Source organism: Enterobacter sp. Bisph1 (assembly GCF_000814905.1).
GTDB lineage: Bacteria > Pseudomonadota > Gammaproteobacteria > Enterobacterales > Enterobacteriaceae > Kosakonia.
Genome location: NZ_JXAG01000030.1, coordinates 138,978 through 157,760 on the forward strand (window position 1 = coordinate 138,978; position 18,783 = coordinate 157,760).

The 18,783-nt window shown below is 54.0% G+C and carries 14 protein-coding genes, 1 rRNA gene and 2 pseudogenes; 3 read left to right on the top strand and 14 right to left on the bottom strand.

The window, feature by feature from the left end; translation table 11 throughout:
• Positions 1 to 120 precede the first annotated feature (120 nt).
• Complete coding sequence (locus tag RW65_RS05955) at positions 121 to 1,347, bottom strand: RtcB family protein (protein WP_039055766.1); 1,227 nt, start codon at positions 1,345 to 1,347, stop codon at positions 121 to 123.
• Positions 1,337 to 1,669 (bottom strand): annotated as a pseudogene (locus RW65_RS05960) (SPFH domain-containing protein); the annotation flags it as partial. The gene RW65_RS05955 and the pseudogene RW65_RS05960, both read right to left, overlap by 11 nt.
• A 4-nt stretch (positions 1,670 to 1,673) precedes the next feature.
• Here RW65_RS05960 and RW65_RS21650 point away from each other — a divergent pair.
• Positions 1,674 to 1,913: pseudogene (locus RW65_RS21650) on the top strand (bile acid:sodium symporter family protein); the annotation flags it as partial.
• A 50-nt stretch (positions 1,914 to 1,963) separates the two neighbouring features.
• Here RW65_RS21650 and RW65_RS05965 read toward each other — a convergent pair.
• Together RW65_RS05965 and RW65_RS05970 are read right to left on the bottom strand one after the other, a co-directional pair.
• On the bottom strand, positions 1,964 to 2,302 hold the full coding sequence (locus RW65_RS05965; protein WP_039055768.1) for a helix-turn-helix domain-containing protein: 339 nt from the start codon (positions 2,300 to 2,302) through the stop codon (positions 1,964 to 1,966).
• Positions 2,299 to 2,655, bottom strand: a complete 357-nt coding sequence (locus RW65_RS05970; protein WP_039055769.1) for a type II toxin-antitoxin system RelE/ParE family toxin — start codon at positions 2,653 to 2,655, stop codon at positions 2,299 to 2,301. Before RW65_RS05970 ends, RW65_RS05965 begins: the two co-directional genes overlap by 4 nt.
• Before the next feature lie 175 nt (positions 2,656 to 2,830).
• Here RW65_RS05970 and RW65_RS05975 point away from each other — a divergent pair, with 175 nt between their 5' ends.
• Complete coding sequence (locus RW65_RS05975; RefSeq protein ID WP_039055770.1) at positions 2,831 to 3,103, top strand: YjbD family protein; 273 nt, start codon at positions 2,831 to 2,833, stop codon at positions 3,101 to 3,103.
• Here RW65_RS05975 and rluF read toward each other — a convergent pair whose 3' ends face one another.
• The 5 genes from rluF to metH all read right to left on the bottom strand — a co-directional run bounded on the left by rluF (position 3,104) and on the right by metH (position 11,081).
• Positions 3,104 to 3,967 carry a 23S rRNA pseudouridine(2604) synthase RluF gene (gene rluF, locus RW65_RS05980; protein WP_039055771.1) on the bottom strand — a complete coding sequence of 288 codons (864 nt, stop codon included), beginning with the start codon at positions 3,965 to 3,967 and terminating at the stop codon, positions 3,104 to 3,106.
• Between the two features lie 135 nt (positions 3,968 to 4,102).
• Positions 4,103 to 5,734 carry a Na/Pi cotransporter family protein gene (locus RW65_RS05985; RefSeq protein WP_039055772.1) on the bottom strand — a complete coding sequence of 544 codons (1,632 nt, stop codon included), beginning with the start codon at positions 5,732 to 5,734 and terminating at the stop codon, positions 4,103 to 4,105.
• Between the two features lie 171 nt (positions 5,735 to 5,905).
• On the bottom strand, positions 5,906 to 6,373 hold the full coding sequence (locus RW65_RS05990; RefSeq protein ID WP_072037707.1) for a hypothetical protein: 468 nt from the start codon (positions 6,371 to 6,373) through the stop codon (positions 5,906 to 5,908).
• Positions 6,357 to 7,166, bottom strand: a complete 810-nt coding sequence (locus tag RW65_RS05995; RefSeq protein ID WP_231564363.1) for a DUF8093 domain-containing protein — start codon at positions 7,164 to 7,166, stop codon at positions 6,357 to 6,359. The genes RW65_RS05990 and RW65_RS05995 overlap by 17 nt, the downstream gene beginning before the upstream one ends.
• Positions 7,167 to 7,394: 228 nt before the next feature.
• Positions 7,395 to 11,081 (bottom strand): methionine synthase, encoded by a 3,687-nt coding sequence (gene metH / locus RW65_RS06000; RefSeq protein ID WP_039055773.1) that lies wholly within the window; start codon positions 11,079 to 11,081, stop codon positions 7,395 to 7,397.
• Positions 11,082 to 11,273: 192 nt separating this feature from the next.
• On the opposite strand from metH, the gene iclR reads away from it, so the two are divergent.
• On the top strand, positions 11,274 to 12,098 hold the full coding sequence (gene iclR, locus RW65_RS06005) for a glyoxylate bypass operon transcriptional repressor IclR (protein WP_039055774.1): 825 nt from the start codon (positions 11,274 to 11,276) through the stop codon (positions 12,096 to 12,098).
• A gap of 76 nt (positions 12,099 to 12,174) precedes the next feature.
• Here iclR and aceK read toward each other — a convergent pair whose 3' ends face one another.
• The 5 genes from aceK to rrf form a co-directional block, all read right to left on the bottom strand.
• Positions 12,175 to 13,923 carry a bifunctional isocitrate dehydrogenase kinase/phosphatase gene (gene aceK / locus RW65_RS06010; RefSeq protein WP_039055775.1) on the bottom strand — a complete coding sequence of 583 codons (1,749 nt, stop codon included), beginning with the start codon at positions 13,921 to 13,923 and terminating at the stop codon, positions 12,175 to 12,177.
• 55 nt (positions 13,924 to 13,978) lie between these two features.
• Positions 13,979 to 15,283 (bottom strand): isocitrate lyase, encoded by a 1,305-nt coding sequence (gene aceA, locus RW65_RS06015; protein ID WP_039055776.1) that lies wholly within the window; start codon positions 15,281 to 15,283, stop codon positions 13,979 to 13,981.
• A 127-nt stretch (positions 15,284 to 15,410) separates the two neighbouring features.
• A complete protein-coding gene (gene aceB / locus RW65_RS06020; protein ID WP_039055777.1) occupies positions 15,411 to 17,012 on the bottom strand; it encodes a malate synthase A in 1,602 nt (533 codons plus the stop codon).
• A gap of 246 nt (positions 17,013 to 17,258) precedes the next feature.
• Positions 17,259 to 18,188: a homoserine O-acetyltransferase MetA gene (gene metA / locus RW65_RS06025; protein WP_039055778.1), complete on the bottom strand. Its 930-nt coding sequence runs from the start codon at positions 18,186 to 18,188 to the stop codon at positions 17,259 to 17,261.
• Positions 18,189 to 18,553: 365 nt separating this feature from the next.
• Positions 18,554 to 18,669 (bottom strand): 5S ribosomal RNA (rrf, locus tag RW65_RS06030).
• Positions 18,670 to 18,783: the final 114 nt, after the last annotated feature.

The window sequence follows — 18,783 nt, forward strand, 5'->3', positions numbered from 1 at the left end:
AAGGCTCGGTAAATACCGGGCCTTTTATTCTGTTGGTCAAGCTCCATGGCCTTGCCATTGCCGCTTTCCAGCAGCGCATTGGCGGTGTCCACGCCTGACGGCTCTATTATTCTCGCCCTCTTATCCTTTAACACACACCACCTGGCGCAGGGTATGCACCACTTCCACCAGCGCGTTTTGCGCAGCCATTACCGCATCGATATCTTTGTACGCCATCGGGATCTCGTCGATCACCTCGCTATCTTTACGGCACTCAACATGGGCGGTAGCGCGAATCTGATCCTCCACGGTAAAGCGTTTTTTCGCCGCCGTACGGCTCATGGTGCGCCCCGCTCCGTGGCTGCATGAACAGAAGCTCTCTTCATTACCCAGCCCGCGCACGATAAAGCTTTTTGCCCCCATTGAACCGGGAATAATCCCCATCTGGCCTTTTTGCGCCGATACCGCGCCTTTACGCGTGATCAGCACCTCTTCACCAAAGTGCGTCTCTTTTTGCACGTAGTTATGGTGGCAATTCACCGCCTCCTGGTGCGTGGCAAACGGCTTGGTGACAATGCGCGACAGCGCCGCCAGCACGCGGGACATCATCACTTCCCGATTATGCCGGGCGAAATCCTGGGCCCATTCCACCGCTTCCAGATAATCGTTGTAGTGCTTGCTGCCTTCCTGGAAATAGGCCAGGTTTCGGTCCGGCAAATTAGCGATATGCTGCTGCATATCCTGCTGTGCCAGGGTAATAAAGATATTGCCGATAGCGTTACCGACGCCGCGTGAGCCGCTGTGCAGCATCACCCATACGCGCTGCTGTTCATCCAGGCACACTTCTATAAAGTGGTTGCCGGTTCCTAACGTTCCCAAATGTTGCAGGTTGTTGGTTTGCAACAGACGCGGGTATTTATCCGTCAGACGCTTAAAGCGCGGCGCAAGGTGAGCCCAGTGGCTGTTCACCTCCTGCGGTGGTTTTTCCCATGACCCTTTATCGCGTTTCGAACGATTCACCGAACGGCCATGCGGCACCGCTTGCTCAATAGCGCTGCGCAACCCGCTCAGGTTATCCGGCAGATCTGCCGCCAGCAGCGAGGTGCGTACGGCAATCATACCGCAGCCGATATCCACCCCCACAGCTGCCGGGATAATCGCCCCTTTGGTCGGGATCACGCTGCCAATCGTCGAGCCTTTCCCCAGATGCACATCCGGCATAACGGCCAGATGCTTAAAGATAAAGGGCATTTTCGCCGTGTTCAGCAGCTGTTCTCGCGCCTCCGGTTCAACCGGCACACCGTGGGTCCACATTTTCACCGGCGCGCTGTTCGCCTGCACCAGCAGTTGATAATCGTTATACTTCATCCTGCTTTCCTTTGATGTTGATAAGGCCGTGCAAAACCTGGTCGAGGCCGCCGAAGACTGAAATTTTATCGATGCGCTCCGCGCTACGTTCCAGCGCTTCCAGCTCTTTTAAGCGCAACGCCACCGGATTACTCTCCATGACTTTTGCCGTATTCAGCAACGAACGGGCCGCTGCGGTCTCTTCACGGCGGCGGATAACATTGGCCTGCGCCACTTTCTCTGCTTCCACCAGTCTTGAGAGGATGGTTTTCATCTCGCCAGGCAGGATGATGTCTTTCACCCCCAGCGACGCCACTTCAATACCGAAGTTCGCCATACGGGCCGCCTACTGGGGCGGGCGTCTGTTCGGCTTTGATGAATCCACCTGCCGTACGCTGGCGAGTGAAGTGGGGATGCAGAACTCCGGGCTGGCGGCTGCGTTAGGTAAAATTTACTTTTCACCTCTTGCCGCACTGCCGGGCGCGCTCTTTTCAGTGTGGCATAACCTCTCCGGCTCGCTGCTGGCGGGTTACTGGTCGGGGAAAGCGGTTGAGAAGGGAAAAACTGAAGCGGTGAAACAGGTTTAAGTCTCTGATTACGGCCGGGTTTATGGTTTTATCCGGCCGTTTACTCTGTTTTAGCCTACCGTGACGGTGACCGGCTTGCCGAGTTTCGCCAGCATGGTCACGAGGGCATCGATAGTAAATTTACCGGTTTTCTGGTTAACCACGTCGGATACGCGGGGGCGCGAAATATTGAGTTTTGCCGCCGCTTCCTCCTGCTTAAAATGATTTTCCGCTATCCACACAGCGATTTCATGCATTAGCTGCTTTTTAATACTTAACAACTGCATCACTTCTCGTTCCGCATCCTGTTCAAGCGCATGAGCTTGTTGTGCATCAAAGCCCAGCTCAGCAAAAATATTAGCGTCAGCCGGGGTCACATGGCCAATCAGGTCATTTTGTGTAGTGCTCATTTTTGTCTCCTGGAGTGCTCAACGAGGGCGCGATATCGCGTCCGGGCCGTTGTTTTATCCCTAACAGAAGTGCGCTGGGACTTTTTATTAAAACAGTGCAAAACGTAAAGCGCATCGTCACGTCTGGCCAGGTAAAAAATACGAAACGCCCCTGCACTATCGCGAAGACGTATTTCTTCGACGCCCGTGCCAATTTCTGGCATGGGTTTCCAGTCTGCTGCTTCCAAACCGGCCTGGATTTTATATAACTGATAGCCTGCGTCTTTACGGGCTGAGTCCGGAAAAGCGAGTAAATCGTTATATGACGAGCCCATCCAGACGATTGCTTTAAATGCCGGTCGCAAATCAAACATATCACATCCTTGTATAAAATTTTATACCAACACAACTACGATCGACTCATACGCCATAAAAGTCACCCATACTGAGGTAAATCTGCGCAGCCCTTTCCACGGTTTATGCGCAGCCACGTATACAGCGCTTGTGCCCATCGCGTAGACTCGGTGCACTTCCCAAGGAGAGAGCCCTATGGCACAGACCAGATTGACGCAAAAAGAGATGACGGAGAGTGAACAGCGAGAGTTAAAAACGCTGCTGGATCGCGCCCGCATCGCACACGGGCGTCCGCTCAGCAACTCTGAAGCAAATCATGTGAAGAAGGAGTACATCGATAAACTGATGGCGCAGCGCGAAACGGCGATGAAAAAAGCCCGCCAGGTGAAGAAACAGCAGGCTTATAAACCCGATGAGAACGCCACGTTTTCGTGGTCGGGAAATACCTCGCCGCGCGGTAAGCGTTAATTAACGCCCTTTCTTTTTTCTGCCCGGTTGGGTAAAGCGCTTCCCGGCCGGTTTTGCACGGCTTTTCTCTTCCGGCTTCGCCGCTTTGACCGCCGGCTTCTTCGCCGCCTGCGGTTTCGCTTTGGCTTTTGGCTTCGCTTCCGACGATGAATTCTCGATAAGCTTAAACAACCCGATCAGCTCGTCGGCGGTGAGATCGCGCCATTCGCCCGGCGGCAGCCCGGTGAGGCTGACGTTCATAATGCGTGTGCGTTCGAGCTTTGTAACTTCATAGCCAAAGTATTCGCACATGCGGCGAATTTGCCGGTTCAGCCCCTGAACCAGCGTGATGCGAAAGGTGAACGGCGCTTCTTTTTTCACTTTACACTTTTTGGTTTTGGTCCCGAGGATCGGCACGCCCGCGCCCATGCCCTGCACAAATTCGTCGGTGACCGGTTTATTGACGGTCACCAGATACTCTTTCTCGTGATCGTTACCGGCGCGCAGGATTTTATTCACCAGGTCACCGTGATTGGTGAGAAAAATCAGCCCCTGGGAATCTTTGTCCAGACGACCAATGGGAAAGATACGGCTGCTGTGGTTAACGAAATCGACAATATTGTCTTTTTCGCCGTCTTCGGTGGTGCTGACAATGCCAACGGGCTTATTCAACGCGATAAATACCAAATCTTCTTCGTTGCGCGGCTCGATAAGTTGACCATTTACCTTTACAACGTCTCCGGCAACCACCTGATCGCCGATCCCGGCGCGTTTGCCATTGATAAAAACATTGCCTTGTTCGATATAACGGTCGGCCTCGCGGCGTGAGCAAATCCCGCTTTCGCTGATGTATTTATTTAAACGTGTTGATTGAGCTGGCAGCATAAATTCTCCTGTAAAAGCGGAATATAACTGGCTTCGCAGAGAGAGAAAACCGGATTTTCGTCGCACAAAAGAGAATCTGTGCTGTTATCGCGTAAAACACCGGCTTAAAAGACCGTGCCCGCAGGCACGGTCCGATTACATCTCTTCGCGCTCGTCGTCGATATCCGGCTGCTCCAGCACGCTGTAAGCCACCGAACAGAACAGGGAATTAAGACGCTTCATATCCCCCAGCAACCCGAGGTGCAGCGAACTGGTTTCGATACTCTGCACATTTTGTTGATGCAGGCGATCAACGTGCGCATGAGCATAGCGGCGGTTCATAATGCGAAAACGGTGTTTGCTGCGGCGCAAACGCCGGGCGCTGGTGACGTCGCTGGAGAAAAAGACCGACATCGCCAGCTTAAGGTTATTGACCAGCCGCTCATGCAGCGCGTCGAGCTCCTGCAAACCTTCCACCGAGAACGCACGGCGCGCGGCCAGGGATTTGTCAGCGATTTCGCTACCCATCCGTTCGACGATATCCGAGGCTTGTTCAAGGTTTAGCGACATTTCGATGATCTCGCCCCAGCGTTTCGACTCCTCTTCTGCCAGCGCCTCTTTCGGCATCCGCGCCAGATAGAGCTTAATCGCCGTATACAGCACGTTAATATCTTCCGCTTGTTTACGCAGCTCCTTCTCCTGCCGGGGCTCGCCGTGCATCACTTTATGCAGCCCTTCGAGCATCAGCTCCATCGCATCGCCCATGCGCAGCGTTTCACGCGCGGCATTAGCCAGCGCCAGCGTCGGTGTATCCAACGCGGAGCTGTCGAGGTGCTTCGGTTTTAAGCGTGCATCCAATTCTGGCTCTTCACGAATGACGCGTTTGCAGAACTTCGCCATGGGTTCTGCGAACGGCACCATCGCCAGGCAGCGGATCAGGTTATAAAACACATGGAAATAGATGATCAGCTCCGCTTCCGGCAGCGGAATTTTGTGTAAGGAGGCCGCAAGCAGATGGACAAACGGCAGAATAATCAGGCTGCCCACCAGCTTGAATAACAGGCTCCCAAGAGCCACGCGCCGTGCGGCGGCATTGGCGCCGCTGTTATTGAGCATCGCCAGCAGGCCGGAACCCAGGTTCGCGCCAATGACCAGACACAGCGCAACCGGGAAAGAGATAATCCCCGCAGTTACCAGCGTCGCGGTAAGCAGCACCGCTGCCAGGCTCGAGTAACTGATAATGGCGAACACCGCGCCAATCAGTGCATCAAGCATGATATCGCCGGTCAGCGAGGCGAAAATCACCTGTACGCCGTTGGCCTGAGTGATGGGCGTAACGGCCTGCACAATCAACTCCAGCGCCAGAAGAATCAGCCCAAGGCCGATGCCCACGCGCCCAAGCTGCCCTTCGCGCGTCTGTTTACGCCCGAGAAAGAAAATCACGCCAATGAAAATCAGCAGCGGCGAGAGCCATGAGAGATCGAATGTCAGAATACGCGCCATCAGCGCGGTACCTACATCGGCACCCAGCACAATAACCAGCGCCGGAGTGAGCGCCACGAGATCCTGAGCGACAAACGACGCCACGAGCATGGTGGTGGCGTTACTGCTTTGTACCAGCGCCGTCACGCCGATCCCGGCGCAGAAGGCGAGGGGTTTCTTTTCAACGCTACGGCTAAGCACGGTACGTAAACGGGCACCGAAAACCCGCATCACACCAGTGCGCACAATATGTGTACCCCACACCAGCAGAGCCACGGCAGAAAGCAGATGAAGCAAAGTCAGCACGGGATTAGGTCCTCCTTGTCGTTATGCGTTGCTCGTTATCCATAAAAGTAACGTCAACATTATGTGGTAAGTATAAAGTGTCAATGCCAGGAAAAGCGCAGGGTGCCGATAAGCGCCCTGCGAGGTGTCAGGAAAAATGACGGTTTTGTGACAGAAGCGAGGGTTTAACCGCTAGCGGGAAGTGAAAGACTCTATCAGCGCCGTTGTCTGGCGCTTAGCCCATACCACCGACGCAATTTTTAGCGCTTCCGACACGATAAACAACGCGAGAGCTGCCGCTGCGCTGGTTATGCCGGTGAAATGGATAAACAGCGGGATTAATGCCACTGAGCATGAAAACGAGAGCACGCGCGCTATTTCCTGCGCAATAAAGAAAATTATTGAAATATCTTTTTTAACAAAAAAAGACCACGCAGAAAAGGCCAGTGATATAATCAACAAGATATTAACAAAGAAAAAAAACTGTATCATGCTCCCGGCTAAACCGCTCAATTCCATTTGCGCATAATTTACGTAAAAGTCGTTTATATCTGAATAAAAGGGCACCTTACCGCGTTGCAGTGGAAAGAGTAAATAGCTGGTCAGCGCCAGCAGATCCATCACGCCCCAAAAAATATATATTTTATGACTTAATTTCATAATCTTCATCCCTTGCGCCAGGAATCCATTGCCAGGATTTCCCCGCTTGCGCCTGGGTATCTTCACCTGCAAGGTATTTCTGCAAAACCGTGCGTTTTTCACCGTAGCGGCGAATAACTGAACGGCTACACAGGGTTTCCCGCGCATCGGCTGTTAAGCTTTCAGGCAACGGCGTCCAAAGTTGAACTTTCTCACGCGTGGTATTGATATAGTCCTTCGGGTCTGAGCCAAATGCACGCCCCTCCTCGCCGAGACTGTTTGCCCGGTTGAGCAGCATCGCGGCGGCATTTTTGACGCCGTTAAAATCACTTTCGCTGCTTTTCCAGTAGCCTGGCCCATATTCTGACGTTATCGGCACAAAGGTGCTGCGGGTCGGCGCCGGTCGCCCATGTATCGCAACGCTGCCTTTATAACCGTTAATAATGGTTCTGATAAATACCGCGTTAAACGACAGCGGCTGGACGCAAAAAAGCTCGGCGTTTTCCGCGATAAAAAAGGGATAATAGAAGCGGTTACGCGTGCTGATATCTGAACAAATCACTACCACCACGCCTTTATCTATCAGGCAGTCGATATATTTTTCTTTTTGATGACCTAAGGGATCGTGCGGTAATCCATATTTAAAACCGTGGTGCCGCTTTATGCTATAACCATCGATGCTGCTCAACAGATTATTCGGACTGCTTTCAATATAATACTCCTTTTGTATAATATTTTTCGCGATATCCGGCGCCACAATATTTTCATAATCTTTCGGCAATAGATTTGTTTTTCTTATATCATAAATATCCATTTTATAATACCCAAGTTGAATTTGTAACGATTAAAGGAATGCAGAAAAAGTAACTTAAGATGCTGTGGAGATCCTCCTCATCATACGCATGAACAGGATCAAGTCGCTAAGACAATATACATTTTTAAGAATGTTCTTAGTTTCAAATTATATTATCTTTGCTTCACAATAGTTTCGTAAAAATGAAATCACGCAGAAAAAAGGGGCATTTTAAATACCCCTTTGCCGTTAATCTGCGTCGTAACCTAAATTAGACGCCAGCCAGCGCTCCACTTCCGCTACCGCCATGCCTTTACGCCGGGCATAATCCTCTACCTGATCGCGCTGTATTTGTGCAACGGCGAAATATTTACTGTTGGGATGGCTGAAATACCAGCCGGATACCGACGCGCCCGGCCACATGGCATAGGATTCGGTCAGCTTCATCCCGGTATGTTTCTCCACGTCGAGCAACTGCCAGATAGTGCCTTTTTCCGTGTGTTCCGGGCAGGCCGCATAGCCAGGGGCCGGGCGGATCCCCTGATAATTTTCGCGGATTAGCTCCTCATTGCTGAGGTTCTCATTCGGCGCATAGCCCCAATATACTTTACGCACCCGCTCATGGAGATATTCCGCAAAGGCTTCTGCCAGCCGGTCGGCCAACGCTTTGACCATGATTTTATTGTAATCATCATGTGCCTCGTCGTAAGCCTGCGCCAGCGCATCCTCTTCCAGACCGCCGGTGACCGCGAAAGCACCGATATAGTCCGCTTTACCGCTCTGTTTCGGCGCGACAAAATCTGCCAGACAGTAGTTCGCAAAACCGATTTTTTCCGTTTGCTGGCGCAGATGACAGCCCAGAGCCAGCACCTGCGTGCGGCTTTCATCGCGGTAAATTTCAACATCGTCGCCGACGCGGTTCGCCGGGAAAAGCCCTACCACGCCGCGCGGGTTCAGGCGTTTTTCCGCGCTCAATTGATCGAGCATCGCATTGGCGTCCGCAAGCAGGCGCTTCGCCTCTTCACCCACAACTTCATCTTCAAGAATGCGCGGATATTTCCCGGCCAGCGACCAGGTCATAAAGAAAGGCGTCCAGTCGATATAGTTGCGCAGCGTCTCGATGCTGGCCGTCACTTCCTGTACCCCAGGGCGGTGTACAACCGGCGGCGTATAGCTTGCCCAGTCAAAGGCGAGGTCGTTTTCCCGCGCCGCCTGTAACGTTACCGGCGGCGTGCGCGGTTTTTTACGCCCATGCTGGATACGCACGGTTTCATACTCTTTGCGCGTGCGGGCAACAAAATCATCATGTTGGGTGTCGGACAGCAGCGCCGACACGACGCCCACGGTGCGCGAGGCGTTTTGCACATAGACCGTTGGGCCGCTGTAGTTCTGCTCGATTTTCACCGCCGTGTGCGCTTTCGAGGTGGTCGCGCCGCCAATCAGCAGCGGAATGGTGAAGCCCTGACGCTCCATCTCTTTCGCCACGTTAACCATTTCGTCGAGGGAGGGCGTAATCAACCCGGAAAGGCCAATCAGATCGGCATTCACTTCGCGCGCGGTTTTAAGGATTTTATCGGCAGGCACCATCACACCGAGATCGATAATTTCGTAGTTATTACACTGCAGCACCACGCCAACGATGTTTTTGCCAATGTCGTGAACGTCGCCTTTCACCGTGGCGATAACCATTTTGCCGTTGGTCTTGCCCTTCTCTTTACTGGCTTCGATATAGGGCTCAAGGTAGGCCACGGCCTGCTTCATCACGCGCGCGGATTTCACCACCTGCGGCAGGAACATTTTGCCCTCGCCGAACAGATCGCCTACCACGTTCATACCGTCCATTAATGGCCCTTCAATCACCTCAATCGGGCGGGCAGCCTGCTGGCGCGCCTCTTCGGTGTCCAGCTCGATAAATTCGGTAATGCCTTTCACCAGCGAATATTCGAGGCGTTTTTTCACATCCCAGCTGCGCCACTCGGCCTGCTGGGCATTCGCCCCCTCATCGGCACCTTTGCTGCCGCGATATTTTTCTGCCAGGTCCAGCATCCGTTCGGTGGCATCATCGCGCCGGTTGAGGATTACATCTTCCACGCCGTCACGCAGTTCAGCGGGCAGATCGTCATAAATCGCCAGCTGCCCGGCGTTAACGATGCCCATATCCATACCGTTGCGAATGGCGTAATAGAGGAAGACGGCGTGAATCGCTTCACGCACCGGATCGTTACCGCGAAATGAGAAAGAGACGTTGGAAACACCGCCGGAAATTAATGCGTGCGGCAGCTCGCGTTTAATATCTTCACAGGCACCAATAAAGTCCTGCGCATAATTGTTGTGCTCTTCAATGCCGGTGGCGACGGCAAAAATATTTGGGTCGAAGATAATGTCTTCCGGCGGGAAACCCACCTCTTCGGTAAGAATTTTATAAGCGCGGCGGCAAATGTCGATTTTACGCTCGCGGGTGTCTGCCTGGCCCACTTCATCAAAGGCCATCACCACCACGGCAGCACCATAACGGCGCACCAGTTTCGCGTGGTGAATAAAGGTATCAACCCCCTCTTTCATCGAGATGGAGTTGACGATGCCTTTCCCCTGAATGCATTTCAGCCCTTTTTCTATCACTTCCCATTTCGAGGAGTCGATCATAATTGGCACGCGGGCAATATCCGGCTCACCGGCTATCAGATTCAGGAAGCGCACCATCGCCGCTTCGGCGTCGAGCATCCCTTCGTCCATATTGATATCAATGATCTGCGCGCCGCTTTCCACCTGCTGTCGCGCCACATCCAGCGCTTCGGCGTACTTCTCTTCTTTAATTAAGCGCTTGAATTTGGCGGAACCGGTTACGTTGGTACGCTCGCCAACGTTAACAAATAAACTGTCATCACCAATGGTGAGCGGCTCCAGCCCCGCCAGGCGGCAAGCCACCGGCAACGCAGGCAGCTGGCGCGGCGGCACACCGTCAACCGCACGGCTCATGGCAGCAATATGCTCAGGCGTGGTGCCGCAGCAGCCGCCGACAATGTTGAGAAATCCGGCTTGCGCCCATTCGCCGATCTGCGCCGCCATGGTCTCCGCATCCAGATCGTATTCCCCAAAGGCGTTCGGTAAACCGGCGTTCGGGTGGGCAGTAACATAGCATTCGGCGATACGGGAGAGTTCCTGCACATACTGGCGCAGTTCGTCCGGACCCAGCGCGCAGTTCAGGCCGAAGGTGAACGCATCGGCGTGGCGCAAGGAGTTGTAAAACGCTTCGGTAGTTTGCCCGGAGAGCGTACGGCCGGAGGCGTCGGTGATGGTGCCGGAAATCATGATCGGCAGTTCAACGCCCAGCGCGTCGAACTCCTCTTTGACTGCAAAGATCGCCGCTTTCGCGTTAAGGGTATCAAACACGGTTTCGATCAGGATCAGGTCCGATCCTCCCTCCACCAGCGCCCTGGTCGATTCCCGGTAAGCCGCGACGAGCTGATCGAATGAGACGTTGCGAAACGCCGGATCGTTAACATCGGGCGAGATCGAGGCGGTGCGGTTGGTCGGGCCAAGCACCCCGGCGACATAGCGCGGTTTATCCGGCGTTTGCGCCGTCCATTTGTCCGCGCTGGCGCGCGCCAGTTTGGCGGCAGCATAGTTGATTTCCGCCGACAGGGATTCCATCTGGTAATCCGCCATCGCGATGGTGGTGGAGTTAAAAGTGTTGGTTTCGATGATATCCGCGCCCGCCGCAAAGTAGGCGTCGTGAATCGCACTGATCACCTGCGGCTTGCTGAGCACCAGCAAGTCGTTGTTACCTTTTAGATCGCAGGGCCAGTCGGCAAAACGCTCGCCGCGAAAATCCTGTTCACTTAAACGATAGCTCTGGATCATGGTACCCATGCCGCCATCCAGAACCAGAATTCTTTTGCTTAACTGCTGTTTCAGTTGCTCAACTTTGCTGCTCACACGCGCTCCCGCCAACGGTCAACCAGGCCAAAAGGCCAGCAGAACATACTGGCACAAAGTGGCAGGGTGGAAAAGCGACGCGGGATTAACATGAGAGATGTTCAGCATACTCATCCGATCAGTCTGCGAAGGAGTTGCGTTATACTCGTTAAAACGAAAACGATTTCCACGATACAGAAAAAGGAGCCAGCTATGGTTGCTTCCGTTCCCGCTAAACGTGGCAGAAAAGCTACAGCCCCCGCCGCGCCTGCGGGTGGGCAAGTCCAGTCATTAACCCGCGGCCTGAAACTGCTGGAATGGATTGCCGAGTCGCATGGCAGCGTCGCCCTTACCGAACTGGCACAACAGGCCGGTTTGCCCAACTCTACCACGCACCGCTTGCTGACCACGATGCAGCAGCTCGGCTTTGTGCGCCAGGTGGGCGAACTGGGCCACTGGTCTATTGGCGCGCATGCGTTTATCGTCGGCAGCAGTTTTCTGCAAAGCCGCAACCTGATGGCCATTGTCCACCCGATCCTGCGCAAATTGATGGAAGAGTCCGGCGAAACCGTCAATCTGGCGGTACTGGATAAGAGCGATCATCAAGCGATTATTATCGACCAGGTTCAGTGTACGCAGCTGATGCGGATGTCCGCGCCTATTGGCGGCAAGCTGCCGATGCACGCCTCCGGGGCGGGTAAAGCCTTTTTGTCGCGCCTGAGCGATGAGCAAGTTGGGAGTTTGCTGCACCGCCAGGGGCTGCACGCTTATACCCCTGCCACGCTGGTCTCGCCGGTCCATCTGAAAGAGGATCTCGCCCAGACACGTAAGCGCGGCTATTCCTTTGATGATGAAGAACATGCGCTGGGCCTGCGCTGCGTGGCGGCCTGTATTTTTGATGAATACGGCGATCCCTTCGCCGCAATCTCCCTTTCCGGGCCCATATCACGCATCACCGATGACCGCGTGACAGAGCTGGGCGCAATGGTGATTCGCGGGGCGAAAGAGGTGACGCTGGCGTATGGTGGAACGCGTTAATCTTGGGTGTTTGCGCATGCCAGACGGCATGCGCAAAAGATAGGCGATTGAAGGATAAGAGATTACGGCTGTAAAATCACCCCGCCGGCTGCAATACGCCAGCGCCGAAGCGTAGGCTGAAGCGCTGGCGTTTGCGATAGGCATAAACATCTTCTATATGCCCGTCGCGAATGCGCGCCTGCAAGCCCCGCCAGTAGTCGGCACGCAGTAAATCGGCATGCATCTCTTCAAACAGCGGGCCGATTTCCGGGTCGGCGCATAACCAGTGGCGAAACTCCTCGGGAAAAACATCGCCTGGCGACACGCTGTACCACGGCTCGGCGCTCAGCTCATCTTCCGGGTAACGCGGCGCGGGAATATCGCGGAAGTTCACCTCGGTCATATAACAGATTTCGTCGTAGTCGTAGAACACCACGCGGCCGTGGCGCGTAACGCCGAAGTTTTTAAACAGCATGTCGCCGGGGAAAATATTGGCGGCGGCAAGCTGGCGAATGGCGTTGCCATACTCCTCTACCGCGTCGCGTAACTGCTGGCCTTTGACCTGCTCAAACCACAAATTGAGCGGCACCATCCGGCGCTCGATATAGAGATGACTGATTGAGATGCGATCGCCAAGATCGGTGATTTTACCCGGCGCTTGCTCCAGCAGCAGCGCCATCAACGGCGGTGCGATCTGCCTTTTTTCCAGCACGAAGTTTTCAAACTCCTGGGTATCGGCCATGCGCCCCACGCGATCATGCTCTTTCACCAGCTGATAGCAGGCGCGCACATGGGCGGCGCTCATCTCTTTTTGCGGGGGGAAGCGATCTTTTATCACCTTAAAGACCCGGTCGAATCCGGGCAGCGTAAACACCAGCATCACCATGCCGCGGATCCCCGGCGCTTCGATAAACTGCTCGTCGCTGGCGTTGATGTAATGTAAATACTCGCGGTAGCTTTCCGTTTTGCCGTGTTTCTGGCAACCAATCGCCATATAGAGTTCAGCGGTGGTTTTCCCCGGCAGGATCTCCCGCAGCCACTCCACGGTAGCGGCGGGCAGCGGCGCGTAAACCATAAAATAGGAGCGGGCGAAGCCAAACACGATGCTCGCTTCCGCATAGGTGGTCAGGCAGGTATCGACAAACAGCTCGCCGTCATCGCTGCGATGGATCGGCAATAAAAAGGGCAGCGTCGCCATCGGCGTGTGCAGTTTGCCAACCAGCCAGGCGGCTTTGTTGCGGTAGAAAAGCTCGTTCGCCACCTGTAAGTGTGAATGGGCCAGGATTTCGCTGCCGAAGGTCTCCTGCAGATGGGCGGTGATATAACGCACATCGCGCGCTTTATCCTGCCACGGCAGGCGCAGCGGCAAATCGGACAGCACTTTGCTCAGCAGCACTTCCCAACCGCGCTCGGGCGAAAAAGCTTTCGCCAGCGGACGGGGAATGGTACGAAAGCGGCGTTCCGGCTGGGAGCTAAAGATAAATAGCCGTTCGGGCGTCAGGGAGCGGTGATCGAACAGACGGCAATACACGGAATTAAAGAAGCTTTCAGCAATTTCAAAACGGGGATAATCCGGCAGTAGCTGCGTGTAGTGCTCTTTGACGCGCAGTAAAAAACCGGCGTCCGGGCTTTGGCTGTCGGTGATGCAACGCAGCTGTTCAACCACCAGGCCAACATGATGATCATACAGATGAATGCGCTGCTTCATCGCCTGCTGGACAGCGAGCCAGTCGGCCTGTTCAAAGCGCTGCTGCGCGCCAGAGGTCACTTCCAGAAAACGACCATATTGGGCATCAAAGCCCTGCAGGATGGTTTGAGCAATCAGCAGTTCCAGGCCACGCGACATCGTATTCCCTCAGACATAAGCCCGGCAGGCTGAATCCTGCCGGGCATGTTGACGATTAGAACTGCGCTTCTTCCGTCGATCCTGTTAACGCGGTGACCGAAGAGGCTCCACCCTGGATAATGGTGGTGACTTTGTCGAAATAGCCGGTGCCCACTTCTTGCTGATGAGAAGCGAAGGTATAGCCCTCGTTGCTGGCGGCGAATTCCGGCTGTTGCACCTTCTCAACGTAATGTTTCATCCCTTCGCCCTGAGCATAGGCATGGGCTAAATCAAACATGTTGAACCACATACTGTGGATGCCCGCGAGGGTAATGAACTGGAACTTGTAGCCCATGTCGGACAGTTCCTGTTGGAAACGGGCGATGGTGCTGTCGTCGAGATTCTTTTTCCAGTTAAACGATGGCGAGCAGTTATAGGCCAACAGCTTGCCGGGATATTTGGCATGGATCGCATCGGCAAAGCGTCGTGCCAGCTCAAGGTCGGGGGTGGAGGTTTCGCACCACACCAGATCGGCATAAGGCGCGTACGCCAGGCCACGGCTAATCGCCTGCTCAATACCCGCATCGGTGCGGTAGAAACCTTCGTGGGTGCGTTCACCGGTAATAAAGGCGCTGTCATAGGGATCGCAATCCGAGGTGATCAAATCGGCAGCGTCCGCATCGGTACGCGCAACCACTAGTGTCGGGACACCCAGGACATCCGCTGCCAGACGCGCCGCCACCAGTTTTTGCACCGCTTCCTGGGTCGGCACTAAAACTTTACCGCCCATGTGCCCGCATTTTTTCACCGAGGCGAGCTGATCTTCAAAGTGCACCGCCGCAGCGCCGGCCTCAATCATCGATTTCATCAGTTCAAAGGCGTTTAATACGCCGCCAAAACCGGCTTCGGCATCCGCCACAATCGGCAGGAAATAGTCGACAAAGCGTGGATCGCCCGGCTCAATCCCGGAAGACCACTGAATTTGATCGGCGCGGCGGAAGGTATTGTTGATGCGCTCAACTACCGCCGGCACCGAGTTTGCCGGGTAGAGCGACTGATCCGGGTACATGCTGGCGGCCAGGTTGGCGTCAGCGGCAACCTGCCAGCCGGAGAGATAAATAGCTTCAATACCCGCTTTTGCCTGCTGCAAAGCCTGCCCGCCGGTGAGCGCGCCGAGGCTGTTGATATAGCCTTTTTTCGATTCGCCATGCAGCAAACGCCACATTTTCGCCGCACCCAGTTGCGCCAGTGTGCATTCCGGATTGACCGAACCACGTAGTTTCACCACGTCCTCCGCGCTATAAGGACGGCAAATCCCTTCCCAGCGCGGTTGTGTCCACTCTTTTTGTAATTCTTCGATTTGTTGGGTACGCGTTTTCATGATGCAGATGCTCCATATTTTCACGTCTGGCAGCCCAGCCGTTATTGGTGAAAGCTATTTGGTCCCGACAGCAGTCAGGTTTTACCTGCTGTCGGGACCGACAATGGCGAAGGAAATAGCCTGCTGATTACGCCAGCAAGCGATAGCCAGGTAAGGTCAAGAAGTCGATCAGCTCATCCGAGGTGGTGATCTGCTCCATCAAGCGGGCGGCATCGTCAAAACGTCCGCTGCTGTAGCGGTGCTCGCCCAGCTCGTCCTGAATGACCCGCATCTCTTCGGCCAGCATCTGGCGGAACAGCGCTTTGGTGACCGGCTTGCCGTTGCTGAGTGTTTTTTCGTGGTGGATCCATTGCCAGATGGAGGTACGGGAGATTTCCGCCGTGGCGGCATCCTCCATCAGCCCGTAGATGGGCACGCAACCGTTGCCGGAAATCCACGCTTCGATGTACTGCACCGCCACGCGGATGTTGGCGCGCATCCCCTCTTCGGTGCGCTCACCTTCGCACGGCGCGAGCAGTTGTTCGGCGGTGATGGGCGCATCGTCTTCGCGGCTAACAAACAGCTGATTTTTGTGTTCGCCAAGAGCGGCGTTAAACACTTCCATTACAGTATCGCCAAGCCCTGGGTGGGCAATCCAGGTGCCGTCATGACCATTTTTTGCTTCCAGTTCTTTGTCGGCTTTTACTTTGTTGAGTACCCAGTTATTGCGCTCGGTATCTTTGCTGGGGATAAACGCCGCCATGCCGCCCATCGCAAAGGCACCGCGGCGATGGCAGGTCTTGATAAGCAGGCGCGAATAGGCGCTGAGAAAGGGTTTATCCATTGTTACAACCTGGCGATCGGGCAGCACGCGATCCGGGTAGTTTTTCAGGGTTTTAATGTAGCTAAAGATGTAATCCCAGCGCCCGCAGTTCAGACCTACAATGTGGTCGCGCAACGCATGGAGGATCTCATCCATCTGGAATACGGCAGGCAGCGTTTCAATCAGCAGCGTGGCTTTAATGGTACCGCGCGGCAGGTCAAAGCGATCTTCCGCAAAGCTAAAGACTTCGCTCCACCACGCCGCTTCTTGCCAGGACTGGGTTTTCGGTAAATAGAAATAGGGGCCGCTGCCTTTGGCGAGCAGATTTTTATGGTTGTGGAAAAAGTAGAGCGCGAAATCGAACAGGCTGCCCGGAATCGCTTCTTCGCGCCAGGTAACGTGTTTTTCCGGCAGGTGTAAGCCCCGCACGCGGCATACCAGCACCGCCGGGTTCGGTTTCAGCTGGTAAATTTTTCCCGCTTCATTGGTGTAGCTAATCGTGCCGTTAACCGCATCGCGCAGGTTGATCTGTCCGTCGATCACTTTTTCCCAGTTGGGAGCCAACGAATCCTCAAAATCCGCCATAAAAACTTTTACGTTAGCATTCAGCGCGTTAATCACCATTTTGCGCTCAACCGGCCCGGTAATTTCAACACGTCGGTCGATAAGATCGTCAGGAATGCCGCGAATAGTCCATTCACCGTCACGAATGGAAGCGGTTTCCGAAATAAAGTCAGGCAACGTACCGGCATCGATTTGTTGCTGTTGACGCAGACGTGCGGCCAGCAGTTGATTGCGTTTTGGTGTAAAACGGGCCACCAGTTCGCTCAGGAATTCCACGGCCTGTGGGGTGAGAATCTGCTTCTCTTGCTCACCGTACGGCTGCGTGAAGGCCAGTTCATCGGTTGTTGTTGCCTGTTGTGTCATGGTGCGGTTCCTTATATTTGCAGCAAAGACAGTTCTCAATGCCAACGAAGATCGGCTGTGCAGTTTTCGTTCGGCAGGATCAATCCTGGTCAATAACCTTTCCAAAATCAAAAACAATTTCCATTTTTAATTTAAAATGCAATTAAGGTGTTGATCTTAGAAGAGTTAAAGTTTAAATGCGTTGAGAAGTGATTTTCGCAAACAAAAAAGGCACCCGAAGGTGCCTGAGATAAGGGGCTGAAACGCTTAATCCAGCGTTGGATTCATATGGCGCAGATCGTATGGCGTGATTTGGTAGACGTAATAGTTGAGCCAGTTGATAAACAGCAAATTGCCGTGGCTGCGCCAGGAGGCGCGCGGTGTGTTCTGCGGATCGTTTTGCGGAAAGTAGTTATAGGGCAGTTCAGGGTTGAGACCGGCATCCGCATCGCGGAAGTATTCGTTTGCCAGCGTATTGTCATCATATTCAGGGTGGCCGGTAACGAAGGCGATCCGTTTGTCTTTGCTGGCGAAGAGATAGGCATCGCCCTCTTCCGTTTCGGCAAGGATCTCTAAATCGGTATAGTCGCGGATAAGGGCGCTCGGGAAATCAGCATAACGCGAGTGCGGAGCCAGAAAAACATCATCAAATCCGCGCGTCAGCAGCGCGTGCGGCTGGAGAATATGGTGCTCGTATACGCCGGAGAGTTTTTCAATGCGGGTTTGCTTAGGGATACCGTAAAGAATGTTAAGCGCAGCTTGTACTGCCCAACAGACAAACAGGGTTGAGGTAACATGATCTTTAGCCCATTCGAGAACCTGCTCGATTTGCGGCCAGTAAGCCACGTCATTAAATTCGACCAGGCCTAACGGTGCGCCGGTGACGATTAGACCATCATAGTTCTCATCGCGGATATCTTCGAAGTTACAGTAAAAGGTATCGAGGTGCTCCGCAGGCGTATTGCGCGACTCGCGCGCATCAATACGTAGCAAGCGCACATCCACCTGCAGCGGTGAGTTCGATAGCAGACGCAGGAACTGGTTTTCTGTCTCGATCTTCTTTGGCATCAGATTCAGGATCAACACCTTTAGCGGGCGAATTTCCTGTACCGTTGCGCGCGATGTGGTCATCACAAAGACGTTTTCATCACGCAAGAAATTGACGGCTGGCAGCTCGTCCTGCACCCGAATCGGCATAACTTATATCCTCACTGCATACGTTTACACGTTTAGACATCCAGATAGCCGAAGATACCCAGGAATCGGCGAAATGTCGAGTCCGCAAGTAGAAGGTGAGAAACTTTCACGTCACGCGCTTTGTTAAGCCTGATTAATGATTGATGGCTTGCTGCCATTACTGAAGGATGGCGTTTGATTTAAGTCCATCGGCACTTACTTACCGCCAGGAGGGTTTGGCTGGAGACGACTATTGGGTAAATGCATCCGCACTGTGAGGCAGATAAAAGGATAAAGCGCGAAATTCTTAAGTGGTTTTGCAGGGTTCTGGCTGCGGAAGAAACGCAAAAAGGCCATCCGTCAGGATGGCCTTCTGCTTGTTTGATGCCTGGCAGTTCCCTACTCTCGCATGGGGAGACCCCACACTACCATCGGCGCTACGGCGTTTCACTTCTGAGTTCGGCATGGGGTCAGGTGGGACCACCGCGCTGTTGCCGCCAGGCAAATTCTGTGCACGAAACGAATCTTTTCCACTGAAGCGGCGTTGGCTGCACTTGCCAGGTCAGTCACATACTTCAGTATGCTCCTTCCCTGCCTGCGTTTGCCGCCTTGCCTC

What these genes read in the sequence shown, in the direction of transcription:
- RW65_RS05955 (WP_039055766.1), bottom strand. Translation starts at nt 1,347, where the DNA reads ATGAAGTATAACGATTATCAACTGCTGGTGCAGGCGAACAGCGCGCCG.
- RW65_RS05965 (WP_039055768.1), bottom strand. Translation starts at nt 2,302, where the DNA reads ATGAGCACTACACAAAATGACCTGATTGGCCATGTGACCCCGGCTGAC.
- RW65_RS05970 (WP_039055769.1), bottom strand. Translation starts at nt 2,655, where the DNA reads ATGTTTGATTTGCGACCGGCATTTAAAGCAATCGTCTGGATGGGCTCG.
- RW65_RS05975 (WP_039055770.1), top strand. Translation starts at nt 2,831, where the DNA reads ATGGCACAGACCAGATTGACGCAAAAAGAGATGACGGAGAGTGAACAG.
- rluF (WP_039055771.1), bottom strand. Translation starts at nt 3,967, where the DNA reads ATGCTGCCAGCTCAATCAACACGTTTAAATAAATACATCAGCGAAAGC.
- RW65_RS05990 (WP_072037707.1), bottom strand. Translation starts at nt 6,373, where the DNA reads ATGAAATTAAGTCATAAAATATATATTTTTTGGGGCGTGATGGATCTG.
- RW65_RS05995 (WP_231564363.1), bottom strand. Translation starts at nt 7,166, where the DNA reads ATGGATATTTATGATATAAGAAAAACAAATCTATTGCCGAAAGATTAT.
- iclR (WP_039055774.1), top strand. Translation starts at nt 11,274, where the DNA reads ATGGTTGCTTCCGTTCCCGCTAAACGTGGCAGAAAAGCTACAGCCCCC.
- aceK (WP_039055775.1), bottom strand. Translation starts at nt 13,923, where the DNA reads ATGTCGCGTGGCCTGGAACTGCTGATTGCTCAAACCATCCTGCAGGGC.
- aceA (WP_039055776.1), bottom strand. Translation starts at nt 15,283, where the DNA reads ATGAAAACGCGTACCCAACAAATCGAAGAATTACAAAAAGAGTGGACA.
- aceB (WP_039055777.1), bottom strand. Translation starts at nt 17,012, where the DNA reads ATGACACAACAGGCAACAACAACCGATGAACTGGCCTTCACGCAGCCG.
- metA (WP_039055778.1), bottom strand. Translation starts at nt 18,188, where the DNA reads ATGCCGATTCGGGTGCAGGACGAGCTGCCAGCCGTCAATTTCTTGCGT.